Annotated in this window: 20 protein-coding genes; 10 read left to right on the forward strand and 10 right to left on the reverse strand. The window is 63.4% G+C overall.

The window, feature by feature from the left end; translation table 11 throughout:
- Both QZ522_RS08575 and QZ522_RS08580 read left to right on the forward strand, forming a co-directional pair.
- A partial coding sequence (locus QZ522_RS08575) for an aminoacyl--tRNA ligase-related protein (RefSeq protein ID WP_365353577.1) occupies positions 1-402 on the forward strand: 402 nt, incomplete at its 5' end.
- Positions 386-1114, forward strand: a complete 729-nt coding sequence (locus QZ522_RS08580; RefSeq protein ID WP_294609821.1) for a hypothetical protein — start codon at positions 386-388, stop codon at positions 1112-1114. The genes QZ522_RS08575 and QZ522_RS08580, both read left to right, overlap by 17 nt.
- Positions 1115-1431: 317 nt before the next feature.
- On the opposite strand, the gene der is transcribed toward QZ522_RS08580, so the two are convergent.
- The 3 genes from der to QZ522_RS08595 form a co-directional block, all read right to left on the reverse strand.
- Complete coding sequence (der, locus tag QZ522_RS08585; RefSeq protein WP_294609824.1) at positions 1432-2898, reverse strand: ribosome biogenesis GTPase Der; 1467 nt, start codon at positions 2896-2898, stop codon at positions 1432-1434.
- A gap of 53 nt (positions 2899-2951) precedes the next feature.
- Positions 2952-4280 (reverse strand): PQQ-like beta-propeller repeat protein, encoded by a 1329-nt coding sequence (locus QZ522_RS08590; protein WP_294609828.1) that lies wholly within the window; start codon positions 4278-4280, stop codon positions 2952-2954.
- Between the two features lie 66 nt (positions 4281-4346).
- Positions 4347-5036 carry a tetratricopeptide repeat protein gene (locus QZ522_RS08595; protein WP_294609831.1) on the reverse strand — a complete coding sequence of 230 codons (690 nt, stop codon included), beginning with the start codon at positions 5034-5036 and terminating at the stop codon, positions 4347-4349.
- A gap of 221 nt (positions 5037-5257) precedes the next feature.
- Here QZ522_RS08595 and QZ522_RS08600 point away from each other — a divergent pair, with 221 nt between their 5' ends.
- The 3 genes from QZ522_RS08600 to QZ522_RS08610 all read left to right on the forward strand — a co-directional run bounded on the left by QZ522_RS08600 (position 5258) and on the right by QZ522_RS08610 (position 10654).
- Positions 5258-6499, forward strand: a complete 1242-nt coding sequence (locus tag QZ522_RS08600; protein WP_294609834.1) for an efflux RND transporter periplasmic adaptor subunit — start codon at positions 5258-5260, stop codon at positions 6497-6499.
- Positions 6496-10284 (forward strand): efflux RND transporter permease subunit, encoded by a 3789-nt coding sequence (locus QZ522_RS08605; RefSeq protein ID WP_294609837.1) that lies wholly within the window; start codon positions 6496-6498, stop codon positions 10282-10284. Before QZ522_RS08600 ends, QZ522_RS08605 begins: the two co-directional genes overlap by 4 nt.
- 202 nt (positions 10285-10486) lie before the next feature.
- On the forward strand, positions 10487-10654 hold the full coding sequence (locus tag QZ522_RS08610; protein WP_294609840.1) for a VPEID-CTERM sorting domain-containing protein: 168 nt from the start codon (positions 10487-10489) through the stop codon (positions 10652-10654).
- Positions 10655-10671: 17 nt separating this feature from the next.
- Here the strand turns inward: QZ522_RS08610 and xrtE are convergent, their stop codons facing one another.
- The 5 genes from xrtE to QZ522_RS08635 form a co-directional block, all read right to left on the reverse strand.
- Complete coding sequence (xrtE, locus tag QZ522_RS08615; RefSeq protein WP_294609844.1) at positions 10672-12276, reverse strand: exosortase E/protease, VPEID-CTERM system; 1605 nt, start codon at positions 12274-12276, stop codon at positions 10672-10674.
- 70 nt (positions 12277-12346) lie between these two features.
- Positions 12347-13012 (reverse strand): alpha/beta fold hydrolase, encoded by a 666-nt coding sequence (locus QZ522_RS08620; protein WP_294609847.1) that lies wholly within the window; start codon positions 13010-13012, stop codon positions 12347-12349.
- Positions 13009-13638, reverse strand: coding sequence for a DNA-3-methyladenine glycosylase (locus QZ522_RS08625; protein WP_294609850.1), 630 nt, complete (start codon positions 13636-13638; stop codon positions 13009-13011). Before QZ522_RS08625 ends, QZ522_RS08620 begins: the two co-directional genes overlap by 4 nt.
- Positions 13635-14363: a cobalt-precorrin-6A reductase gene (locus tag QZ522_RS08630; protein WP_294609852.1), complete on the reverse strand. Its 729-nt coding sequence runs from the start codon at positions 14361-14363 to the stop codon at positions 13635-13637. The genes QZ522_RS08625 and QZ522_RS08630 overlap by 4 nt, the downstream gene beginning before the upstream one ends.
- The gene (locus QZ522_RS08635; RefSeq protein ID WP_294609855.1) at positions 14360-15421 is read right to left on the reverse strand and encodes a cobalt-precorrin-5B (C(1))-methyltransferase; all 1062 of its coding nucleotides are present in this window, start codon (positions 15419-15421) and stop codon (positions 14360-14362) included. Before QZ522_RS08635 ends, QZ522_RS08630 begins: the two co-directional genes overlap by 4 nt.
- Before the next feature lie 221 nt (positions 15422-15642).
- Between QZ522_RS08635 and cobA the strand changes: the two genes are divergently transcribed.
- The 4 genes from cobA to QZ522_RS08655 all read left to right on the forward strand — a co-directional run bounded on the left by cobA (position 15643) and on the right by QZ522_RS08655 (position 19546).
- Positions 15643-16518: a uroporphyrinogen-III C-methyltransferase gene (gene cobA / locus QZ522_RS08640; RefSeq protein ID WP_294609858.1), complete on the forward strand. Its 876-nt coding sequence runs from the start codon at positions 15643-15645 to the stop codon at positions 16516-16518.
- Positions 16506-17771: a cobyrinate a,c-diamide synthase gene (locus tag QZ522_RS08645; protein ID WP_294609862.1), complete on the forward strand. Its 1266-nt coding sequence runs from the start codon at positions 16506-16508 to the stop codon at positions 17769-17771. The genes cobA and QZ522_RS08645 overlap by 13 nt, the downstream gene beginning before the upstream one ends.
- Positions 17772-17813: 42 nt before the next feature.
- The gene (locus tag QZ522_RS08650; protein WP_294609865.1) at positions 17814-19031 is read left to right on the forward strand and encodes an MFS transporter; all 1218 of its coding nucleotides are present in this window, start codon (positions 17814-17816) and stop codon (positions 19029-19031) included.
- Between the two features lie 125 nt (positions 19032-19156).
- Entirely contained in the window at positions 19157-19546 is a 390-nt protein-coding gene (locus QZ522_RS08655; RefSeq protein ID WP_294609868.1) for a hypothetical protein, read from the forward strand.
- Between the two features lie 55 nt (positions 19547-19601).
- Here the strand turns inward: QZ522_RS08655 and QZ522_RS08660 are convergent, their stop codons facing one another.
- On the reverse strand, positions 19602-20606 hold the full coding sequence (locus tag QZ522_RS08660; RefSeq protein WP_365353581.1) for an NAD(P)-dependent oxidoreductase: 1005 nt from the start codon (positions 20604-20606) through the stop codon (positions 19602-19604).
- Here QZ522_RS08660 and QZ522_RS08665 point away from each other — a divergent pair.
- Positions 20560-23037 (forward strand): penicillin acylase family protein, encoded by a 2478-nt coding sequence (locus tag QZ522_RS08665; RefSeq protein ID WP_294609874.1) that lies wholly within the window; start codon positions 20560-20562, stop codon positions 23035-23037. The genes QZ522_RS08660 and QZ522_RS08665 overlap by 47 nt on opposite strands.
- An 88-nt stretch (positions 23038-23125) precedes the next feature.
- Here QZ522_RS08665 and QZ522_RS08670 read toward each other — a convergent pair.
- Positions 23126-23724, reverse strand: a 599-nt coding sequence (locus QZ522_RS08670; RefSeq protein ID WP_294609877.1) for an FAD binding domain-containing protein, incomplete at its 5' end; no start/stop codon positions are given.

The raw sequence follows: 23724 nt of genomic DNA on the forward strand, positions 1-23724 counted from the left end.
GAACAAAAGCGTATGCTGCGCTGTGCCGAAGATATTCTGGAGCAGTTAGGCATCCCCTATCGCACCGTGATCCTGTGCACCGGCGACATGGGCTTTGGCGCCCGCCGCACTTATGACATCGAGGCCTGGTTGCCCGGTCAGAACGCCTATCGCGAGATTTCCTCGGTCTCGGTCTGCGGCGACTTTCAGGCGCGCCGGATGAACGCGCGTTTCAAGCCTGCCGCCGGTGGCAAGCCCGAGTTCCTGCATACGCTGAACGGGTCGGGCCTTGCGGTTGGGCGCTGTCTGATCGCGGTGCTTGAAAACGGCCAGAACGCCGATGGCTCGGTACGCCTTCCCGAGGTGCTGCACCCCTATCTGGGAGGCAAAACGATGTTGCAGGCCGATGGCACGCTTGCCTGATCGCGGCAAAGCGACACTTGTCTTCGTGCTGGCGGCGGGGTTTGCCCTGTCGCCGGTGTTCACAGGCGGTTTCGCGGGCTTTCGCCCGGACCAGCTTCCAATTGCCCAGATCAATCCGCCGGTGCAGCCCGCAGGCTATGCCTTTGCGCTTTGGGGCGCGATTTACCTCTGGCTTATCCTCGGGGCGGGCTTCGGGCTTGTCTGGCGCGCCGGTGCCAGCGACTGGGAGCGCGTGCGTGCGCCGCTGATCCCCGGCCTCGGGCTTGGCCTGTTCTGGATCGCGGTGGCGCAGGTCCATGTGCTCTGGGCGACGGTGATGATCTGGCTGATGCTGGCGGGTGCGCTTTTGGCGCTGTTGCGGGCCCCCTACCGCGATCGTGCCTGGCTTGAGGGGCCGGTCGGGCTTTATGCCGGGTGGCTGACGGCGGCGAGTTGCGTCGCTCTTGGGCTTGTGCTTGCGGGCTACGGCATCCTGAGCGAACAGGCCGCAGCACTCTTGATGCTCGGGCTGGCACTGGCGATCACGCTTACGGTTCTGGTCGCCCGCCCGGCCACCTTCAGCTTTGCCTTCGGTGTGTGCTGGGCACTGTTCGGCGTGATCATCCGCAACCTTGAAACCGGCAACATGCCGGTGATCCTGCTCTGCATCGCAGGGCTGGCGGCGACGGTTCTTGTCACCCTGCGCGGCTGGCACGCCCTGACGCGCGCCTGATCACTCGGATCAGTGGCAATGCACGCGGCCCGTCTTTGTTTCCATGTGGCAGCACTGCCCGCGGGGCGAGCTTTTACGACATCCGCCCCCATGGTCGAACTCTGTCGTGACGCCATGCACTGACGTTGAAACCATTGGTGCGGCAATGGCGGCCCCCGTCATTATCGTCAACAAGGCGAGTGCCGCACTGAAGTAAATCGTCATCATTTCTGCCCCTCAAAAACGTTAACAATCGTTAACAGCTCTCGAAATGGCAAGCGGCAATATCCGCTTGCTCATAAGAGCGGAAACGCCATGACGCCCCGAAGGACGCCCACCTATGATTTCGGAGGCTTGCCCAGATGCTTGCGCAGGCTGGAAGGCCCGGTCTTTTTCTTGGCCTTATAGGGGTTCTTGTCCGACTGGCTTCGCATGTAAAGGCGGATCGGGGTGCCCGGCATGTCGAAATCGGTGCGCAGCCCGTTTACAAGGTAGCGCGAATAGCTGTCAGGCAGCTTGTCGGGGTGCGAACACATCACCACAAAGCCCGGCGGGCGGGTCTTGGCCTGGGTCATATAGCGCATCTTGATGCGTTTGCCGCCCGGCGCGGGGGGCGGGTGCTGTTCAAGCATGCCCGTCAGCCAGCGGTTCAACTGTGCCGTGCTGACCCGGCGGTTCCAGACCTCATAGGCCTTTTCCACGGCAGCACGCAGCCGATCGAGCCCCTTGCCGGTCTTGGCCGACACGGTGACAAGCGGCGCGCCGCGCAGCTGTGGCAACAGCCGCTCGAAGGATTCGCGCAGATGGCGCAGCTTTTCCTGTTTCTCCGGCTCGATATCCCATTTGTTGACCGCAACAACCACCGCACGGCCTTCGCGCTCGGCCAGGTCGGCGATCCGCAGGTCCTGTTGCTCGAACGGGATTTCCGCATCCAGCAGCACGACCACCACCTCGGCAAACTTCACCGCCCGAAGCCCGTCGGACACCGACAGCTTTTCAAGCTTTTCCTGAACGCGGGCCTTTTTGCGCATGCCCGCCGTGTCGAAGATCCGCACCGGAAGCCCGTCCCAGTCGATCTGAAGGGAAATCGCGTCGCGGGTGATGCCCGGCTCCGGGCCGGTCAGCAGGCGGTCTTCTCCGAGGATCTTGTTGATCAGCGTCGACTTTCCGGCATTGGGGCGCCCGACCACCGCAACCTGAAGCGGACGCGACTTGGTTGGCCTGCGATACGTCTCTTCGTCGTCATCCTCATCACCCTCATCAAGAGCAACGTCGGTTTCAGGGGCCTCGGCCTTGGCGCGCTCTTCAAAAGCATCCGACAGCGGCATCAATTGCGCGTAGAGATCGTTAAGGCCCTCGCCATGTTCGGCCGACAGGCGGATAGGCTCGCCAAGACCAAGGCCATAGGCCTCGTTCACGCCCACATCCGCAGCGGCACCTTCGGCCTTGTTGGCGGCAAGGATCACATGCGCCGAACGCTTGCGCAGGATTTCGGCCAAGGCCTCGTCAAGCGGGGTCACCCCGGTGCGCGCATCTATCAGGAACAGGCAGATATCGGCCATATCGACCGCGCGCTCGGTCAGCTTGCGCATCCGGCCCTGAAGCGATTCGTCGGTCGCATCTTCAAGACCGGCGGTGTCGATCACGGTAAAGCGCAGGTCGCCCAGCCGTGCCGCGCCTTCGCGCAGGTCACGCGTCACGCCCGGCTGATCATCGACCAAAGCAAGGCGTTTGCCGACAAGGCGGTTGAACAGCGTGGATTTCCCAACATTGGGGCGGCCCACGATGGCGAGGGTGAAAGTCATCTGTTTTTCTGCTCCGACACGGGATCAAGCCGGTCTGATACAGGATCGCGCGGTCAACGGAAAGCCAGCAATTGGCCCTTTTTTGAAACGACGTAAAGCGTGTTGCCCGCAACCACCGGATTAGAGGTCGCCCCGCCGGGCAATTCCACCGCGCCGCGCGCCTGCCCCGAGGCCGGATCAAAGAACCGCAGCGCGCCATCGCCCGAGGCCACGATCAGCTGTCCACCGGCCATGAGCGGGCCAAAATGGCCGACGATATCGGATTGGCGACGCGGGCGTTTGTTCTTGAACAGCGGCAATTCATGCCCCCAGATGCGGCGGCCATCCTCGGTCGCAAGGCGCACAAGTTCGTTGCGGTCAGTGACCATGTAAATGGAATCACCCGTAGGCCAGACCCGGTTGAGCGGACCTTCGGTCGCGGTCCAGATCCGTTCGCCATTGCCGAGATTAAGCGCCACGGTGCGTCCCGAATGGCTTCCGGTATAGACGCGGTCGCCGACCACCACCGGATCGCCGGTGATGTCATGCACACGCGCACTGGCAACGCCAAGCCGCTCGCCCGCGATCTGAGCATCCCAAAGGCGCAGCCCACCCTTGCGGAACGTGCCCTGCAACTCCCCGGCACCAAAGGCAAAAACCACGTATTTGTCGGTGATCGCCGGGGCAGGACCGCCCAGCACGTTATGGATATCAGGCGTCCCCGACACTTGCCAGCGGATGCGCCCGGTCTCGGACTCAAGTGCCCAGGCCACGTCATCGCCCGCCACAACATAGACCAGATCGTCAACCACGGCCGGTGTGCCGGTGCCCGATGCACCAAGCTTTTGCTGCCAGATCACGGCGCCGGTGGCCGGATCAATGGCGCTCAGCAAACCAAAGCCGGACGAGACAAAGAGTTTGCCCGCGCCATAAGCCAGACCACCACCGCTGGCGTTGGCCGAGGCGTCGGTCGGCGGGGTGATATCGGTGGACCACAACAGCTGTCCGGCGGTCGAAACGGCGCTGACCTGAGCCTGGGCATCAAGGGTAAAGACGCGCCCCTCGGCAACGACCGGATCGGCTGTGATGCGCACGCGGCGGCCATCACCGGCGCCGATATTCACCGCCCAGGCCAGTTGCGGGCTTGCGCCAAGGGCGGGATGGCTGATGCGGGTCGAGGCCGTGCCGATGCTCTGGCGCCACTCGGCATTGACCGTCGCGGCGGGCAAAGACACCGGCACCACGCTGTTTTTGGGGGTCACATTGGCCTCTGCGCGGGCGGCCTCGGTCTGAAGCACCTCGCGCAGGCCTTCGCGCTCTCCGGGCAGGATCTGCTCTTTTTTGGAACAGGCCGTCAGGGCAAGGACCGTCGCCAGCCCAAGGATCAATCCGTTGCGTTTCAATGCTCGTGCCCTCACTTTTCGCCCTTAACGTCAATCGGGGTGTCATCCCCGTTTGCGCGAACCGTCTTACTCAGATACCGACGCGCCCGGCTGATCGAGACGCGGCAGCTCGGGCGGCTCGGCGCCCAAGGCCACAATCACTTGTGTCGCGCGTCGACGCAAGCCTGCTGTGGCCTCTGCATCAGCAGCGATTTGCATCATCCGCTCAAGCGCGGCATCCTTGTCGCCGGTTTCCAGATCAATCAGCGCCAGTTGTTCTTCGGCCAGAAGCCGCACCAGACCGCCCGACAGGCCCAGCCCGTTCATCAGGGTGCGGCGGGTTTCGACATCCAGCCCCGAGTCCGGAAGCGCGACCGCCTTGAGTGTGGCAATCTGGCGATAGACCGGATCGGTGCCCTCGCGCTCGGCCAGTGTCATCAGGCGTTTTGCAGCATCCTCGGGGGTCTCGCCCGCGGCCTCTGAGGCGGCCAGAAGATCAAGGACCGCCTGTGCCGACGGCTCTGTCGCGTCGATCTTGGTCAGGGCCTCGGCGCGCGCGCCGCGCTCTTCAAGGGCAAGGGCGGCGACGATCTGATCGCCAAGCGCCTCTGCTGCATTGCGTTTCTGGGCCTTTTGCCACTCGTTCCAGGCGGCCCCGCCAACCAGCAGAAGGATCGCCAGAACCGCGATCCAGCCATAGCGGCGCATATAACCAAACAGACGGTCGCGACGAACCTCTTCTGTCACTTCGTCAATAAAACTGTCGGTGTCGCTCACGCCCGGCCCCCCTGAATTTTGCCCTCTCTTAACGCGAAGCCCCGGCCCTGCCAAGGGGCGGCGTCTGCCGGTATCATCCTGCCGCTTGCGAGGGCGGCCATAAACGTTTAATTTGAACCAGACAGTTTAGCGCATGATGGAACATGACACCCGCATGCGCCTTTTAATCATGTGGTATAGGAGTCATGCGGCGTGACGCGCCCGGCTCGGAAAGTTGCAAGATGCGTATAGTTCCTATCTTCATTGCCATCGTGGTGTCCGGCCTGATCTATACCTTTGTATTCGACCGCGAGCGCATTACGGCGCTCTTTTCCGGGCCTGCAACAGAGGACACCACCGCTGGCGAAGCCCCCGCCCGGCCCGAGACTGCGGCAGCCGAAGGCACAGGGGAAACGGTCGGTGTCGTCGCCATCCACAGCCGGGCACGGGTTATCGACAGCGCCGTGATCCTGCGCGGGCGCACTGAGGCGAACCGCCTTGTCGAGCTGCGGGCCGAAACATCGGGGCTTGTCATCTCGCAACCGCGGCGCAAGGGCACGCATGTTGCCGAGGGCGATCTTCTGTGCCGCCTTGATCCCGCTGCGCGCAACGCCACCCTGGCCGAGGCCCGCGCCCGCCTTGCCGAGGCGATGACCCGCGTCCCCGAGGCCGAGGCCCGCGCCGAAGAGGCCCGTGCCCAGCTTGAAGAGGCCGAAATCAACGCCAATGCCGCCGCGAATCTTGAGCGCGGCGGTTTTGCCTCGCAAACCCGCGTGGCGGCCACCCGCGCCGAGGTAAGTTCGGCCCGCGCCGCGGTTCAATCGGCAAGTTCCGGGCTTGAGGCCGCGCGCGCGGGCATCGAATCGGCCCGCGCCGCCATAACTGCCGCCGAGAGCGAGATCGCCCGTCTTGAGATCACCGCGCCATTCGAGGGCGTTCTGGAAAGCGACACCGCCGAAATCGGCAGCCTCCTGCAACCAGGCGCGCTTTGTGCCACGGTGTTGCAACTCGACCCTATCGCGATTGTCGGATTCGTATCGGAAATGCAGGTCGGGCGTGTCGGGCATGGCGCCAAGACGACCGCGCGCCTTGCCTCGGGAAAAAGTGTCGAGGGGCGGGTGACCTTTTTATCGCGCGCCGCCGACAATACGACCCGCACCTTTCGCGTCGAAATCGAGGTGCCGAATCCCGACCTCAGCCTGCGCGACGGCGAGACCGCCGAAATCATGATCAGTGCCGAGGGCAAGGCCGCACATCTGTTGCCACAGTCGGCGCTGACGCTGAATGACGAGGGCCTGCTTGGCGTGCGCCTTGTGGACGGCGCAAGCCGTGCCCGCTTTACCCCGATCACCCTGCTGCGCGACACGCCACAGGGGGTCTGGATGACCGGCCTGCCAGAAAGCGCCGACGTGATCGTGATCGGTCAGGAATATGTCACCGACGGCGTCCCCGTCAGCCCAACCTATCAGGAGCTTGGGCAATGACCGGCATCGTCGATTGGGCCGCCGCGCGGGCGCGCATGGTGCTGGCCTTTGTGGTGCTTTCCATACTGGCGGGCACGCTGGCCTATGTCAGCCTGCCCAAGGAGGGCGAGCCCGATATCGAGGTGCCCGCACTCTTTGTTTCGGTCCCCTTCCCCGGCATTTCCGCCGAGGACAGCGAGAAATTGCTGGTCAAGGTGATGGAAACCGAGTTGAGCGATCTTGACGGGCTCAAGACCATGACCGGCACGGCGGCGGAAAACTATGGCGGCGTGGCGCTCGAGTTCGAATTCGGCTGGGACAAGACCAAGATCCTTGCCGATGTGCGCGACGCGATGGACACAGCCGAAGCCGAATTTCCCGAAGGCGCAGAGAAATACACCCTGCGCGAGGTGAACTTCAGCGAATTCCCGATCATCATCGTCAACCTGAGCGGCCCGGTGCCCGAGCGCACCATGGCGCGGCTGGCCAAGGATCTTCAGGATACGCTTGAGGGGCTTGAGCCGGTACTTGAGGCGGGCATCGCGGGCAATCGCGACGAGATGATCGAAGTGGTGATCGACCCGCTGCGTCTTGAGGCCTATAACGTGACCGCGCTTGAGCTGATCAATGTGGTGCGCAACAACAATCAGCTGATTGCGGCCGGCGAGGTCGACAATGCGCAGGGCACCTTCTCGGTCAAGATCCCGTCATCGTTTGAAGAAACCCGCGATATCTACCGTCTGCCGATCAAGACAAGCGGCGACCGGGTGGTGCGGCTTGGCGATCTGGCGACGATCAACCTGACGTTCGAGGACCGCCTCGGCACGGCCCGTTTCAACGGCGACACCACGGTCGCGCTTCAGGTGGTCAAGCGCAAGGGGTACAACATCATCGAGACCGCCGATCTTGTCCGTCAGGAGGTGGCCCGCGCCGCGACCCGCTGGCCCAAGGAATTGCAGGCGGCGGTCACGGTGGGCACCTCGAACGATCAGTCGCATACCGTCGCCTCGATGGTCGGGCAGCTCGAAGGCTCGGTCCTGACGGCGATTGCTCTGGTGATGATTGTGATCCTTGCGACACTTGGCATTCGCCCGGCGCTTTTGGTCGGCTTTGCGATCCCGACCTCGTTTCTGCTGTGCTTTGCGCTTCTGGCGATCATGGGTGTGGCGATTTCCAATATCGTGATGTTCGGCCTCATTCTGGCGGTGGGCATGCTGGTGGATGGCGCCATCGTTGTGGTCGAATACGCCGACAAGCGGATTGATGAGGGCGTCGGCCCGATGCATGCCTATGTTGCGGCCGCCAAGCGGATGTTCTGGCCGGTGGTAAGTTCGACCGCGACCACGCTTTGCGCGTTCCTGCCGATGCTGTTCTGGCCGGGCATGCCGGGGCAGTTCATGGGCATGCTGCCGGTCACCCTGATCTTTGTGCTGAGCGCGTCGCTTCTGGTGGCGCTGGTCTATCTGCCGGTGCTGGGCGGTGTGACGGGGCGCATGGAACGGTGGTGTGATGCCCGGATCGGTCAGATTGCCGGACTTTTCTGGCTCTGGCACCTGTTGTTATTGCCGATTGCGCTCGCGTCCGCCGCCCTTGCGGGTTCTCTCGTGCCGGTCCTGCTTGAAAATGTCACCGCCAGTTTCGCAGCGATGGACAGCGCTGCAATTTTGGGATCGGTGGTCCCCACCCTGACCAAGGTCTTTGCACTTGTGCTTGGCGTGGTCGCCCTCGCCGCCATCGGGGTAAGCGGTATCGTGATGCTGTTCATGGCGCTGATGGCCGTCGGGCGCCGTCTTGGCGACCTTGGCCGCGCACTGATGCACCGCGTCCTGCCCAATCGCCGCCCCCGCGTCAAAGCGGGCTATCGCCGCTCGCCCTTCGGGCAGGTGATCCACCTGATCGCCGGTAATCCGGTGGCACCGCTGCTGGCGTTTTGTGCGATTTTCGTGCTCGTCGGCTCTGTCCTGATCTATTACGTCAACAACAACCAGGGCACCGAGTTCTTCGTGGATTCAGAGCCGGAACAGGCTATCGTCTATGTACGCGGACGCGGCAACCTGTCGGTTGATCAGAAAGACGATCTTGTCCAACAGGTCGAAAAGATCGTGCTGGCACATCCCGGCGTTCAGACCGCCTTTGCCTTTGCCGGGGATGGCGGGCTTAACAACAATACCGGTGGCGCCCGGCCCCCGCGTGACACCATCGGTCAGGTCCAGCTTGAAACCATTCCATGGGCCGACCGTCCCGTGACACACGAGACATGGTTCACGATCCCTTTGCTTGGCTACGAGGTCGGCCGCGCCGTCAAGGTTGAGGCCTTTGACGGCGACACCATCATCTCTGAACTGACCGCAGAGCTTGAACCGATTCCCGGTATCAAGATCGAAATCCTGGCGCAGGCGCGCGGCCCCGCCTCGGCCAAGCCGGTGCACCTGCGCCTTAAAAGCGATGACTGGGACGCGCTCATCGCCTTTACCGAAAAGGCGCGCGCCAAATTCGACGGGACATTGGGACTCGACAAGATCGAAGACACCCTGCCCCTGCCCGGTATCGACTGGCAGATTGACGTCGATGTGGAAAAGGCCGGTCGGTTCGGCGCCGATGTGGCGACCGTGGGGGCGATGGTACAACTTGTGACCCGCGGCATCCTGCTTGACACGATGCGGGTCGAAAGCAGCGATGAAGAGATCGAAATTCGCGTGCGCCTGCCGGAACAGGACCGGGTGCTCTCGACGCTTGATTCGCTCAAGGTGCGCACCGACGCCGGGCTTGTACCGCTGAGCAATTTCACCACCCGCACCCCGGTGCAGAAATTGGCGCAGATCGACCGCGTCGATCAAACCCGGTTCTTTGACATCAAGGCCGCCGTTGTCGATGGGCTTAGCAAGACCACGACCGATGCACAGGGCCATGAAATCATCGAGCCGATCACCGCCAACGAACGGATGGAAGAGCTGACCACCTGGCTTGAGAGCGGCGTCTTGCCCGCGAATGTAAGCTATGAATGGACCGGCGATGCCGAGGATCAGGAAGAATCCGGCGCCTTCCTGCAAAAGGCGTTTCTGGGCGCTCTCGGGTTGATGTTCATCATACTGCTGGCGCAGTTCAACAGCTTTTACAACGCGGTTCTGGTGCTTTTGGCGGTGGTGCTTTCGACCACCGGCGTCTTGATCGGGATGCTGGTAATGAACCAGCCGTTTTCGATCATAATGACCGGCACCGGCATTGTCGCGCTTGCGGGAATCGTGGTGAACAACAACATCGTGCTGATCGACACCTTTCAGGAATTCAGCCGCTACATGCCCCGGATCGAGGCGATCACCCGCACCGCCGAGGCGCGCATCAGGCCGGTCCTTCTGACCACCATCACCACGATGGCCGGCCTTGCGCCGATGATGTTCGGGTTGAGCCTTGATTTCGTCGAAGGTGGCTATTCCTTCAACAGCCCGACGGCGCTCTGGTGGAAACAGCTGGCAACGGCGGTGGTCTTCGGCCTTGGCATTGCCACGGTCCTGACGCTGATCTTTACGCCTGCGATGCTGGCGATGCGGGTCTGGGCGGGAACCTATCTGACATGGGGCGCGCGCCTTCTGGCAAAGCTGTCGAATGGCCCCAAAAGCCGCGCCGCGCACGATTGGGCGCTTGAACGGGCCGCGCGCGAGGCGCATGTGCCCGAGCTTGTCTGGCCGGATGAGACTGCGGTCGATATCGGCCATGTCGAAGACCTCGACGCGCCGCCCGACCTTGAGAATCTCAAACGCATTCTTGGCACGCGTGAATCCGGAAAACCGTTGCGCGCGGCAGAATGATTCGCGGGGCAGCGCCCGTACGGCAATTTGAATTGACCTGTGTTCCGTCAACAATTTCACACGGATCAGAAACAATCCCCCGCCCATTCCTGTTTCGTTTCCGTCAGGGGGACGCAACCAAGGCGCGACTTGAAATATGGCAACTTTTAGGCGATTATTCGTCCTAACAGTGACAAAAAAGCATTTTCAAGGAGAGTGAACAGTGTGGGATTGGTTCAACTATTATTACGGCGATGGCACGAGGGACTCCGGCGGTTCGACGGTATCTTCCGTACCGGAAATGGATGCGGCAAGCGGCACACTGGCAATTGCCGTGGTTCTGGCCGCGCTTGTTCTGGTCTGGGAACTCAAGCGTCGCGCGCGCGCCTGATCGGTATTTTAGCCTGATCAGATCAGCGACCAGTCACCCTGCCACAGGGCGACACCCGCGATAACGGCATTGGCAACGACATGGGCGGCAATGGCATCGGCCAGCCGCCCTTTTCGCATGTAGATCAGTGAAAACCCGACGCCCGCAAGCCCCGCCTCGATCCAGCGGCCATGCAGCAGCGCAAACAGCCCCGCCGAGACCAGCACCGCAACCACGCGCGAAGCCACGCTGCCCCGGTCAAGCCGGGCCTGAATATAGCCGCGAAAGAAAAGTTCCTCGATCATCGGCGCAAGCGTGACCGTGCCAAGGATGCGCAGAGCCGCCCACAGCGCAAGCGCCCCGCCGCCAAGCGCCGCCAAGGCGGGATCGGGGGCGGCAGTGGCGGGCGCGGTCATCACCCAGATCACACCGACAAGCGCCCCCACGCCCACCGATAGCGATCCCGGCCAAGCAAGATAACGCCGGACCGTCGCCCGCGCCCACCAGAGCGCACCAAGCATCATCGCCACCTGCAACGGATAGCCAAGCGCCGGAGCGGGCAAGAAGGCCTGAACGATCAGTCCTGAGAGGGCAAAGACGATAAAAGGCACAATCCGCCCAACCACGTCGTCACCCGCCAGAGAGACGGCATCGCTGCGGCTCCGTGCCGCCGGGTCGCGCATCACAAAAGTGCTGCGACTCACCACGACGAGCACGCCAATCGCGAGCGTCGAAAACATCAGCCACCCGGCAAAGCTGTGAAAGCCGTTGACCGCAAGCCCCGGCGACAGATGCGCGCCGATCAGGATAAGCGCAGTGATGCGCAGCACGTTGAACACCCAGCTTGCCGCAAGAGCCAGCGGCCAGATCATCAGCCAGAACCGCTTGAGCCGCAGCGTATCGCGAAACAGCGCCGCGAACAGGGCCAGAAACACCGTGATCAGGACAAACCCTTCGATCCCCGAGCAACTATCGGCCACCATGACCAGAAAGTCATCGGCGCCGATCACATGCACGGTTGGGTCTGCCGTCACCCGGTCGGAAAACAGTGACAGAAGGACGACGACGGCGATAAAGGTGATGTCGGTTAGAACCTGCTGATACCAGAGCGGCCCCAGCAAAACCACAAGCCCCGGCAAGACCGCCGCCAGCCCGAACAGCGCCAACAGCGACCTCGCCCGACCGCGCAGCCAGTCGCGCCACGCGCGCGGCTCTGCCAGCCAGAAAAGACCGCCAAACGCGGCCAGGAGCGCACCAAGCCCAAGTACTGGAAAGACAAGGTGAAACACCGCATTCATATCTGCCGGGGCGACCACCGCCAGCGGCGCAAGGATAACGGCGAAGCCAAGCCCATGCACCAGCCTTGCGGTCGGCCCGCCCGGCCTGTTGCAACAGATATCGGCAAAGCCCTGGCGCGCCTCTGGTCTGGCCCAAAGATAGATGCCGAGCAGGAAACCGACGCACATCACCCCAAGCGCAAGCCCGCGCAACGCCCGGCACGCGCCCTCGATGACCGTCTGGCGGCATTCAATCTGGCTCAGAACCTGAAAGGCGAGGATGATTACGATCATCTCGGCCACGAAAAGCGCGCCAAGCCAAACCGCCCTTGCGGGCAGAACGCGGATCTGTGTTGCCTCTGTCATGGCTCGTTGTCCTATTGCCGACAGATGATCCCATTATGGCAGGCTTTGGGCTATTTCCGGGTGGTCGGCTTCAAAGCCCAAGCTTGTCACGCATGAAGGCAAGCGCCACGCTTAGCCCATCAGGGGCGATCCCGTGGCCGGTGCCCTTCATGATATGGGCATAGACATCCTGCCATCCCGCCCCCTGCAAGGCCTCTGCCGCCTCGGGAAGGGATTGTACCGGCACCACGTCATCGGCATCGCCATGCACCAAAAGGATCGGCGGGCGGCTCTGGGTGTCGTCCTTCAACAGTTCGGGCGACAAAAGGCGCCCCGAGAAGGCCACGATACCAGCCACCGGGTCTTCACGGCGCGGCGCCACATGCAGCGATATCATCGTGCCTTGGGAAAAGCCAAACAGGACGACCTGTTCGGGCAAAAGATCCTCATCCACCATCAGGGCATCGAGAAAGGCGTTCAGGTCGTCAGAGGCGGCCATCAGCCCGCGATGCGCCTCTTCCTCGCTCGATCCGTCGATCCAGGGGATCGGAAACCATTGCAGGCCGAACGGCATGCCGGGAATGGATTCCGGTGCATCCGGCGCCACGAACAAGGTATCGGGCAGATGCTCGCCCAAGGGATCGGCCAGCCCAAGAAGATCGGCGCCATTGGCCCCGTAGCCGTGCAAAAACACCACCGCCGAGCGGGTTTCACCCGAAATCGGTTCCTTGCGCTCTGCTTTCAATACGCGTGTCATCTGATCCCTTCCCTGTCCTTCGCAACCCGGTAGTAGGCCCATAACAGCCGCGCCGCAACCGACCGCCACGGCGCCCAATCCTCGGCCATCTGCCGCAGGGCGCGCGCTTTCGGGCGCTCCGGCAGGTCATAAAGCAGGCGCGCGGCCTCTTGCAACGCAAGATCGCCGGGGGCAAAGACATCGGCGCGCCCAAGGCTGAACATGGCATAGATTTCCGCCGTCCAGACTCCGATTCCGGGCACTTTGGTCAATGTGGCGATCACCGCGTCGTCAGGAGCGCTGCGCAAAGCGGCATAGTCGATATCGGCCTCGGCGAGTGCGCGGGCATACCGCGCCTTCTGGCGGCTAAGCCCCTCACCGCGCAGGCTTTCCTCGGACGCGGCCAGAACCGCGCCCGCCGTGTCAAGCCCTGCGGCCTTGAGGCGCGCCCAGATCGCATTGGCCGAGGCGACACTGACCTGTTGGCTGACAATCGCGCTCAACAGGCGCTCGAACCCGTCCTCGCTGCGCCGTAGTGGCAGGGGGCCGGTCCGCGCATAGGCCTGTTTCAGCCGCGGGCAGAGGTCACAGAGATAGGCCGCCCCCTCTTCTACATCCGCCGCCGTCTCGATGATCCGTGCGCTCATAATCCCGCCACCCAATCAAGCGCGCCCTCAACCGTTTCCACGCGCGGCGCGTCCGGCTGGGCGGGCCGATTGATCACAAGCACCGGCAGGCCAAGGTCACGCGCCGCCGCGAGTTTGGACATCGGCGCGCTGCCGCCCGCGTTCTTGACCACAAGCCAGTCAATGGCGAGGCGCTTGAACAAATCACGCTCATGGGTCTCGGAAAACGGTGGGCGACCGATAAGATATTCACCGTTATCAAAGGGAAAGGCAGCCTCTGGCGGGTCGATCTGGCGACAGATCAGATACCGCCCGGTCAGGTTGGCGAACTTCTCAAGCGTCTGCCTTCCGGTGGCAAGAAACACCCGCGCGCCTTCGGGGATATGCGCGGCGGCCTCTTCCTCGCGGTCGATGAACTGCCATTTATCGCCGGGGCCCGCCTGCCATTCGGGACGCAAAACCTGACAATAGGGGATGCCCTGTGCGGCACATACCTTCGCGCTGCGGTTCGAGATATGGGCGGCAAAAGGGTGCGTCGCGTCAAGCACCGCCACGATGCCTGCCTCTTTTAGATAGCGCGCAAAGCCCTCTTCGCCGCCAAATCCGCCAATCCGCATCGGCACGCCAAAGGCGCGCGGGGCCCGTGTCGCCCCGGCCAAAGAGGCCACAACCGAATGGCCCTGTTCATTCAGGGCGCGCGCCAGGGCCTGGGCCTCGCCGGTGCCCGCCAGCAACAGGATCGTCATGCGCCCGGTCCCGGCGCGCCGGCGCGCGCGATAACTGTGCCCTTGCGGTCGATCACCACGACATCAACGCCTACGTCTTCGGGCAGCATGGAACGCACCTTCTCAAGCGCCGCTTCCGCCACCCATTTGCTCATACTTTCCCCAACCTCTTCATAGGCTTGCAGTGCAGTGTTCATGTATTTCAGATCAGGCACGCCAAGCACTTCGGCCAGGGCGTCGAAATCCACCTGGCTGCGCCCGGAATGCAGATCGCGCGCGCCCTGCGCCAGCTTGACCATCTTGCCTATCCCGCCGCCAATCGTGACATGCGGCAGCGGATGCTTGGCCAGGTATTTCAAAAGGCCACCGGCAAAATCCCCCATATCCAGCATGGCGTGATCCGGCAGGTCGTACAGCTGTTGCACGACCGCTTCGCTGGTGGCCCCGGTACAGCCCGCCACATGGCGCAGTCCGGCACCGCGCGCCACGTCGATCCCGCGATGGATCGAGGCGATCCAGGCGGCACAGGAAAACGGCCGCACGATGCCGGTGGTGCCAAGAATCGACAGCCCGCCCTTGATCCCCAACCGCGGGTTCCATGTCTGTTGCGCAAGTGCCGCGCCGCCGGGCACCGAAATCGTGATCTCTATATCGGCGCGCTCGCCAAGCCGCTCGGCCATGTCGGTGAGGGTGGCCTGCATCATCTCGCGGGGCACCGGGTTGATCGCAGGCTCGCCGGGCGGGATCGGCAGGCCGGGCATGGTCACCATGCCCACGCCCTCACCGGCCCGAAATACGACGCCCCCCTCGGAACGCGCCACACGTGCAATGATCATCGCGCCATGGGTCACATCCGGATCATCGCCCGCATCCTTGATCACCCCCGCCTCGGCCCAGCCCTCGCCCTCAGCGCAATGCGCGATGGCAAATTCCGGCTCTTCTCCCTTGGGCAGGGTGATGCGCACCGATTTCGGACAGGGCGCCCCCCAAAACACGCTCAGCGCCGCGCGCGTGGCGGCGGTGGCGCAGGCGCCCGTGGTCCAGCCGCGGCGCAGGGGGGTATCGGGTTTGCGTGCCATATCTTGCGCGGACTATAGGCGCGCGACTGCATGAGGCCAATTGCCAAATCCACCCGGCGGCTCTTTCTCGGGCCGTCCCTTCTTCTTGCCCTAAATATCCCCGCCGGAGGCTCCCCGACCGACCATGCGCGCAGCGCCCGACGTGTGTTCATGTCGCTCTTCACCCGGTGTTGCGTCGCTTGCCACCTTTTCCCCCGGTAAAACTCGCGGCATATAGGGGCATGACCGACTCGCATCCCTCCTTTCCCGCCACCCTGGCCGGGTATGACTGGCCAGAGCTTAAATCCGGCTGGGTCTGGCTTTGTGGCGCGGGCCCCGGCGATCCGGGGCTGCTCACGCTGCATGCGCTCAACGCCCTGCATCAGGCCGATGTGGTGATCTACGACGCCCTGGTACAGCGCGATATCCTGTCATGGGCCCCGCAGGCGCGCCATATCTATGCTGGCAAGCGCGGCGGCAAGCCCTCGGCGAAACAGCGCGATATCTCGCTGCAACTGGTGGATCTGGCGCGCGCGGGTCACAAGGTCCTGCGGCTCAAGGGCGGCGACCCTTTCGTGTTCGGACGCGGCGGCGAAGAGGCCCAGACCCTTGTACAGCATGGCGTGCCGGTGCGGATCATCCCCGGCATCAGCGCGGGCATCGGCGGCCTGGCCTATGCCGGCATTCCCGTGACCCATCGTGACGTCAACCAGTCGGTGACCTTTGTCACCGGCCACGATCAATCCGGCGAAACCCCCTGTTCCCTGGACTGGCAGGCCATCGCCAGGGGCAGTCAGGTCATCGTGATCTACATGGGCATGAAACACGCACCCCAGATTTCCGCCGCCCTGCTGGCCGCAGGCCGCCCTGCGGATGAACCCTGCGCGGCGGTCTGCTCGGCCACAACCCCCGATCAGCAGGTTCTCGAAACCACCCTCGGCCAACTGGCCGCCGATATCGAGGCGAGCGGGATGGAGCCGCCAGCGATCCTGTGCATCGGGCGTTCCGTGCTGATGCGTCAGGTGCTTGACTGGCAAGGCATGATGGCGGGCGCGGCGCCGCGTGATCTTGATCCGTTGGGCCGTGGCATGCCGGCCGAGGTGACATGCCCGGACTGATCCTGGCCGCTCCCTCATCCGGTGCGGGCAAAACCACCGTCACACTGGCGTTATTGCGGCTTTTGTCGCGCGAGGGCCTGTCCGTGCGCGGTGCCAAATCCGGGCCCGACTATATCGACCCCCGCTTTCACGAGGCCGCCTGCGGCGCGCCCTGTCCCAATCTGGATGCCTGGGCGATGTCGCCCGAGCGCATTACCGATCTGGCCTCGGGCGAAGGACTTTTGATTATTGAAGGGGCCATGGGCCTGTTTGACGGCGCCCCTCCCGACGGGCGCGGCGCGGTTGCCGACCTCGCCCGCACCCTGACCTTGCCGGTGGTGCTTGTGGTCGATGCGGGCCGTATGGCTGGCTCCGTGGCCCCTCTGGTCGCCGGGTTTGCGCGATTTGACACCTCGGTGCATGTGGCGGGGGTCATTCTCAACAATACCGGCTCTGAGCGGCACGAGGCAATGTTGCGCCGCGCGCTCGCCCCGCTTGGCCTGCCGGTTCTGGCGGCCCTGCGTCGCGATCCGCGCCTTGCACAACCCTCGCGTCACCTCGGCCTGGTACAGGCCTCAGAGCGCGCCGACCTGGAGGCCTTTCTCGATGTTGCGGCGGATGCGCTCGGGGCCATGCTTGATCGCGACGCGCTTCTGGCGCTGGCCCGCCCCTTGCCCGCCCCGGTGACTGCGCAACGCCTTGCCCCCCCTGCACAGGTGATCGCCGTGGCACAGGATCGCGCCTTTGGCTTTGCCTATCCGCATATGCTGGCCGATTGGCGCGCGGCGGGGGCCGAAATCAGGCTGTTCTCGCCACTCGCCGATGACCCCGTGCCAGAGGCCGGGTTCGTGTTTCTGCCGGGCGGCTATCCCGAGCTTCACGCCGGGCGGCTAAGCGCGGCGCAAACCTTCATGCAAAGCCTGAAGGTAGCGGCGCAACATTCTGATATTTATGGAGAGTGTGGTGGATACATGGTCTTGGGAGATGGCCTGATCGACGCTGACGGCAGCCGCCACCCGATGGCCGGCCTGTTGCCGCTTGAAACCAGTTTCGCGACGCGAAAACTGCACCTTGGCTATCGGCAACTCACCGCCCGTGACGGACCGTTCCGCGGCGCATGGGCGGGGCACGAGTTTCATTATGCCAGCACCCTGCGCGCCAAGGGGCCACCCCTTTTCGCGGCGCAGGACGCCGAAGGCAACACTCTGGACGACATGGGGTTGAGCCTCGGTCGCGTCAGCGGCTCTTTCGCGCATCTGATCGACCGGCGCTGATTGCGCTTGCGGCGCCTGTGCGCGCGGTCTAGCACGTTGCCCATGACAGATGCCGTCCTTATTCCCGATGATAGCCGCGCCCGGCGTAACGTCGCCGTTCTGGTCGCCGCCCAGGCGGTTCTGGGTGCGCAAATGCCGATGATCTTTGTCGTGGCGGGCCTCGCCGGACAATCTCTGGCCAGCAACATCTGCTTTGCCACCCTACCGATCTCGCTGATCGTTCTGGGTTCGATGCTCTCGGCGACGCCGGTTTCGCATCTGATGCAGACCTATGGGCGTCGCGCTGGCTTCATGCTTGGCGCAGGGGCTGGCGCGGTCGGCGGCGCGGTCGGCGCCTACGGGCTTTATGTCGCATCCTTTCCGCTGTTCCTTTTCGGCAGCCTGATCACGGGCACCTATATGTCGGCGCAGGGGTTCTATCGCTTTGCCGCAGCCGACACCGCCAGCGAGGGCTTTCGTCCCAAGGCAATCTCTTACGTGATGGCGGGCGGGTTGCTGAGCGCGATCATTGGCCCGCAACTGGTCAAGCTTACGTCTCAGTCCCTGGTCATTCCTTTTCTTGGCACTTACCTGGCGGTCATTACGCTGAACCTTGGCGGGGCGCTTTTGTTCCTGCTGCTCGATATCCCGAAACCGCCGGTTCCCTCGCTTGATGCGCCGCGCGGGCGGACGCGGATGGAATTACTGAAGACCCCGCGCATCGCTGTCGCGGTCATCTGCGCGATGGTGTCCTATGCCTTGATGAACCTTGTGATGACATCCACGCCGCTGGCGGTGGTCGGTTGTGGTTTCACCGAGAACAACGCCGCCGACATTGTCACCGCCCATGTGCTGGCGATGTATATCCCGTCGTTCTTTACCGGTCACCTGATCGCCCGCTTTGGCGTCGAGCGCATTGTCGCCACCGGCCTTTTGATCCTCGCCAGTGCCGGGATGGTGGCGTTGCAGGGCGTTGAAATCGGAAACTTCTTCGGGGCGCTGATCCTGCTTGGGGTTGGCTGGAACTTCGGCTTCATCGGAGCCACGACCATGCTGGCCGGGGCCCACGCCCCGCATGAGCGCGGTCGGATGCAGGGGCTGAACGACCTTCTGGTCTTTGGCGGGGTGACCTTCGCCTCGCTGTCCTCAGGCGGGCTCATGAACTGTTCCGGTGGCAACGCACAAACGGGCTGGACCGCCGTGAACCTTGCAATGGCACCGTTTCTGGTCCTGGCCGGTGGCGCGCTGATCTGGCTGATGATGCGCCCTAAAGACGCGTGATCACCCGGTTTTGATCGGGGAATTGAGTATTTTGGGAAAGATGAAAGATATCTTGCCCATTTTCATCTTTCCCATAAATACTCAAGCGCGGCATCAGCCGCCTTGGACAACGGGGGGAGGGTCTTATGGTTCCGGAGATTTGGAAAAGTTACCGTCGGCTGCCTCTCTGGGTGCAGATCTGGGTCGCCCTGGTCCTTGTGCCGACCAATAGCGTATCGCTTGCCTATTTGGCCGAGCCGACGGGGCCCTGGGTGGCGGTCATGGCGGTGGGGGCCATGCTGTTGAATGGTGTGATCATGCTGATCGAACGCGGGTTTTCCAAGCTGATGGCCCTGCCGCATGTGGCCATCTGGACACCGCTTGTCCTCTTTGTCCTGTGGATTTCAGCCAACGGCGGCATCGCACCGGGCTACAGGCGTTACCTTATGATCCTGCTGGTGGTTGATCTGATTTCACTGGCGCTTGATTACGCTGACACCTGGAAATGGCTCAGGGGCGATCGCCGCGTGGCGTGACGGCGCATAGCGCGGGGCCACCCCTCTGGACGGAAGAGCGGCCCCTGATGTCTTTCTAGCCCAGCTTGCGCAGGCGCTTGAACAGGCTCGAAGTGTCCCAACGGCCGCCGCCCATGTTCTGCACATCCTTGTAGTACTGATCCACAAGCGCCGTCACCGGCAGGCTGGCGCCGGTTTCGTCGGCGGTGCTCAGGCAGATGCCCAGATCCTTGCGCATCCAGTCCACCGCAAAGCCATGCTCGAACTTGTCGTCGATCATCGTCTCGTAGCGGTTCGACATCTGCCAGCTGCCGGCGGCGCCCTGACTGATCACCTCGACCACGGCGCGCCCGTCAAGCCCGGCTTTCTCGGCGAAATGCAACGCCTCGCACAATCCCTGCACAAGACCGGCAATGGCAATCTGATTGCACATCTTGGTCATCTGGCCGGCGCCGCTCTCGCCGATCCGGCGGCACAGCTTGGCATAGGTGTTCATCACCGGCTCTGCCGCATCATAAGCGGCCTGGTCTCCGCCACACATGATTGAAAGCTGACCGTTTTCCGCCCCCGCCTGACCGCCCGAAATCGGTGCGTCGACGAAGTTCAGCCCCGCCGCCTTGGCCGCCTCGTAAAGCTCGGTGGTGACCTTGGCCGATACGGTGGTGTGGTCGACAAATGTCGCACCGGCCTTCATGCCCGCGAAGGCACCGTCCGGCCCAAGGCACACACTGCGCAGATCGTCGTCATTGCCGACACAGGCCATCACCAGATCCGCGCCCGCAGCCGCCTCGCGCGGGGTCACCGCATGCGTGCCACCATGTTCGGCGGCCCATTTTTCGGCCTTTGCCGCCGTGCGATTATAGACGCAGACATCATGGCCCGCGGCCTGCAAATGCCCCGCCATCGGATAGCCCATCACACCAAGCCCAAGAAATGCCAGTTTCGTCATTGTCTTTTCTCTCCCATTGTCTCGCCCCGGTTTTCTGACTATCCCCAAGGCCTGATGCAAGTGGAAAATAGGACGGGCGACAGGCATGTCACAGGTAATCAAGTGGTTATTGCGCCTAGCGGGTGGTTCCATTCTGCTTGCGCTGCTTGTTCTGACGGGGACCTATTTTCTTCTGTCACGCTCGCTGCCGGACTATGACACGCACCTGAGCGTGAGCGGGTTAAGCGCCCCGGTCGAGATCGTGCGCAACAATGCCAATGTGCCGCATATTTTCGGCGCGACCGATCCCGATACGTTTTTCGGCCTCGGATATGCCCATGCCCAGGATCGGCTCTGGCAGATGATGATGATGCGCCGCACGGTCCAGGGCCGGCTCTCTGAAGTGTTCGGTGCCCGCACCCTCGATATAGACAAGGTGCTGCGGCGCTTTGACCTTTATACGCTGGCGCGCCAGTCGGTCGAGGTTCAGGATGAGGCAACCCTCGCCGCGCTCAGGGCCTATTCCGCGGGTGTCAATGCGCGCCTGACCGAGATAAATGCGTCGGCCCTTGGCCGTGGCGCGCCGGAGCAGTTCCTGTTCAACGCCCCGATTGCCCCCTGGCAGCCGGCGGATTCCATCGCCCTGATCAAACTGATGGCAGTTCAGCTTTCGTCGCACCTTGAAAACGAGGTGCTCTTCGCGCGCAGTTCGCTGGCGCTTGAGGATGCCGCGCGGCTTGACGATATCCTGCCTCTCGCCCCCGGAAGCGGCGTCGCCGCCCTGCCCGATTATGCCGCGCTTTTCCCATCCCGGAACTGGCAGCGCATGGCGCATGCCGAAACACCCCCAAAGGACCCGCTTTCACCCTTTCACAAACGCGCCTTCGCCGGCGCCTCGAATGCCTTTGCCGCCGCGCCTGCACGCTCGGCCTCGGGGGGAACACTGTTGGCCAATGATCCTCATCTTGGGTTTTCGGCCCCCGGCATCTGGTATCTGGCCCGGCTCGACCTTGCCTCGGGCGGCGTGATCGGTGGCACCATCCCAGGCATTCCCGCGGTCCTGACCGGGCGCAGTGCGCGCCTGGGTTGGGGCATCACATCCTCCTATATGGATGATCAGGACCTGTTCATCGAAGAGCTGAACCCGGCCAACCCGTCAGAGTACCGCACGCCCGAGGGGTTCAAACCGTTCCGCACCTCGCGCTCGATCATCAAGATCAAGGACGAGGCCCCCGTCACCCTGACCCTGCGCTGGTCGGACAACGGACCGATCCTTCCCGGTAGCCATTATGACCTTGCCGAGGTCACCCCCGCGGGCCATGTCGCCGCCCTCGGCTGGACTGCGCTCAGCGCACAGGACACGACGATGAGTTCGGCAATGGCGCTCATGCGGGCGCAGACCGTCGAAGAGGCAATAGAGGCCGGGCGGCTTTATGTGGCGCCGTCGCAGAATCTCATGCTGGTCGATCAGGATGTGATCGCGCTCAAGACCATAGGGGCGATGCCGCGCCGTGACGCGCGCCACGAAAGCCAGGGCCGCATGCCTAGCCGCGGCTGGCTGCCGGAAAACCGCTGGCAGGGGATGCTCGCCTATGCCGCCAATCCTGAATTCATCGCCCCCCAGGGCGGCATTCTGGGCAATACCAACAACAAGGTCGTCGATCGCCCGTTTCCGCTTCACATGAGCTTTCTTTGGGGCGACACGCAGCGCGTGCATCGCTGGCGCCGGCTGATGCAGAACCGCGAGGTGCATACCCGCGACAGCTTTATCGAGGCCCAGCTTGACACCGTAAGCTTTACCGCCCGCTCGCTTTTGCCGCTGATCGGGGCCGACCTGTGGTTTACCGGCGAAGCTGCCCCCGAGGGCACTCAGGAACGCCTGCGCCAACGCGCCCTGACCCTTCTGGCGGAGTGGAACGGCGAGATGAACGAGCACCTGCCAGAGCCGCTGATTTACACGGCCTGGATGCGGGCCCTGCAAGAGCGGCTGATCCGCGATGATCTCGGGCCGCTGACGCATGAGTTCGACCACCCCGATCCGGTCTTCATCGAACGCGTGTTCCGCGATGCCGATGGCGCCGCCGCCTGGTGCGATGTCAAGCAATCCTCGCCGGTTGAAACCTGCACCGATATCGCGCGCATGGCGCTTGACGATGCGCTGATCTGGATCTCGGAACGCTATGGCACGTCGCTTGAAAGCCTGCGTTGGGGTGATGCGCATCAGGCGACTCATGACCACCAGGTGCTGGGCGATGTGCCGCTGCTGCGCTATTTCGTGAATATCCGCCAATCCACCTCGGGCGGGGACAACACGCTGCTGCGCGGGCGCACACGCGGCGGCGATGGGGCCGATGCGTTTCAGAACGTCCATGGGGCCGGGTATCGCGGGGTCTATGACTTCGCCGATCCCGACAGCAGCGTGTTCATCATCGCAACCGGCCAGTCGGGCCATTTCCTGAGCCGCCATTACGACGACCTCTCGCAACTCTGGCGGCGTGGCGAATACATTCCGATGTCACTGGATCCGGCACTTGCGCGCGCGGCTGCTGTCGGCATTACCCTGCTCACCCCCGAGACACGCTGATCCTGCCAGCTTCTTCTTGGCAAAAATACTCCCGCCGGAGGCGTCCCGCACCCCACCGGATGCGGGAGCTTTCACATGACGCGACCGCTCAGCTCGCAGCCGCTACCGCGCGCCGCGCCATCACCGTCACAAGATGGGCGCGGTAATCGCCTGATCCATGCAGGTCGCTGATCATGTCCGCCCCATCAAGGCTTAGACCGTCAATCGCCTCGGGGGCGAAATTGGCGCTCAGCGCGGCCTCGGCCTGGGTCCAGCGGAACACCCCGCCCTCGGATGCGCCGGTCACCGCCACGCGCACGCCATCGGGATATTTGGCCACGAACACACCGACAAGCGCAAAGCGCGAGGCGGGTTGCTCGAACTTTTGATAGCTGGCCTTTTCGGGCACTGGAAAGCGAACTTCGGTGATGATCTCGCCATCCTCAAGCGCCGTGGTGAACAACCCGTCAAAGAAGTCATCCGCCGCGATCTCGCGATTGCTGGTGATGACCGTCGCACCAGAGCCAAGAACCGCCGCCGGGTAACAGGCCGGGGGGTCGTTATTGGCAGGGCCCCCGCCGATGGTGCCGCGATTGCGCACCGCCGGGTCACCGATATGCCCGGCGAGACCCGCAAGCGCCGGATAGGCCCCCGCGCCTGCGGCGACATCGGCGTGGCATGTGCCCCCGCCGAAGCACAGGCTGCCAT

The organism is uncultured Roseovarius sp. (assembly GCF_913054395.1).
Lineage (GTDB): Bacteria > Pseudomonadota > Alphaproteobacteria > Rhodobacterales > Rhodobacteraceae > Roseovarius.

Bases quoted from the DNA above. Each gene is read 5' to 3' on its own strand.
- cobA (WP_294609858.1), top strand. From the start codon at position 15,643: ATGACCGACTCGCATCCCTCCTTTCCCGCCACCCTGGCCGGGTATGAC.
- QZ522_RS08645 (WP_294609862.1), top strand. From the start codon at position 16,506: ATGCCCGGACTGATCCTGGCCGCTCCCTCATCCGGTGCGGGCAAAACC.
- QZ522_RS08600 (WP_294609834.1), top strand. From the start codon at position 5,258: ATGCGTATAGTTCCTATCTTCATTGCCATCGTGGTGTCCGGCCTGATC.
- QZ522_RS08630 (WP_294609852.1), bottom strand. From the start codon at position 14,363: ATGACGATCCTGTTGCTGGCGGGCACCGGCGAGGCCCAGGCCCTGGCG.
- QZ522_RS08655 (WP_294609868.1), top strand. From the start codon at position 19,157: ATGGTTCCGGAGATTTGGAAAAGTTACCGTCGGCTGCCTCTCTGGGTG.
- der (WP_294609824.1), bottom strand. From the start codon at position 2,898: ATGACTTTCACCCTCGCCATCGTGGGCCGCCCCAATGTTGGGAAATCC.
- QZ522_RS08635 (WP_294609855.1), bottom strand. From the start codon at position 15,421: ATGGCACGCAAACCCGATACCCCCCTGCGCCGCGGCTGGACCACGGGC.
- QZ522_RS08625 (WP_294609850.1), bottom strand. From the start codon at position 13,638: ATGAGCGCACGGATCATCGAGACGGCGGCGGATGTAGAAGAGGGGGCG.
- QZ522_RS08660 (WP_365353581.1), bottom strand. From the start codon at position 20,606: ATGGAACCACCCGCTAGGCGCAATAACCACTTGATTACCTGTGACATG.
- xrtE (WP_294609844.1), bottom strand. From the start codon at position 12,276: ATGACAGAGGCAACACAGATCCGCGTTCTGCCCGCAAGGGCGGTTTGG.
- QZ522_RS08665 (WP_294609874.1), top strand. From the start codon at position 20,560: ATGTCACAGGTAATCAAGTGGTTATTGCGCCTAGCGGGTGGTTCCATT.
- QZ522_RS08620 (WP_294609847.1), bottom strand. From the start codon at position 13,012: ATGACACGCGTATTGAAAGCAGAGCGCAAGGAACCGATTTCGGGTGAA.
- QZ522_RS08605 (WP_294609837.1), top strand. From the start codon at position 6,496: ATGACCGGCATCGTCGATTGGGCCGCCGCGCGGGCGCGCATGGTGCTG.
- QZ522_RS08580 (WP_294609821.1), top strand. From the start codon at position 386: ATGGCACGCTTGCCTGATCGCGGCAAAGCGACACTTGTCTTCGTGCTG.
- QZ522_RS08650 (WP_294609865.1), top strand. From the start codon at position 17,814: ATGACAGATGCCGTCCTTATTCCCGATGATAGCCGCGCCCGGCGTAAC.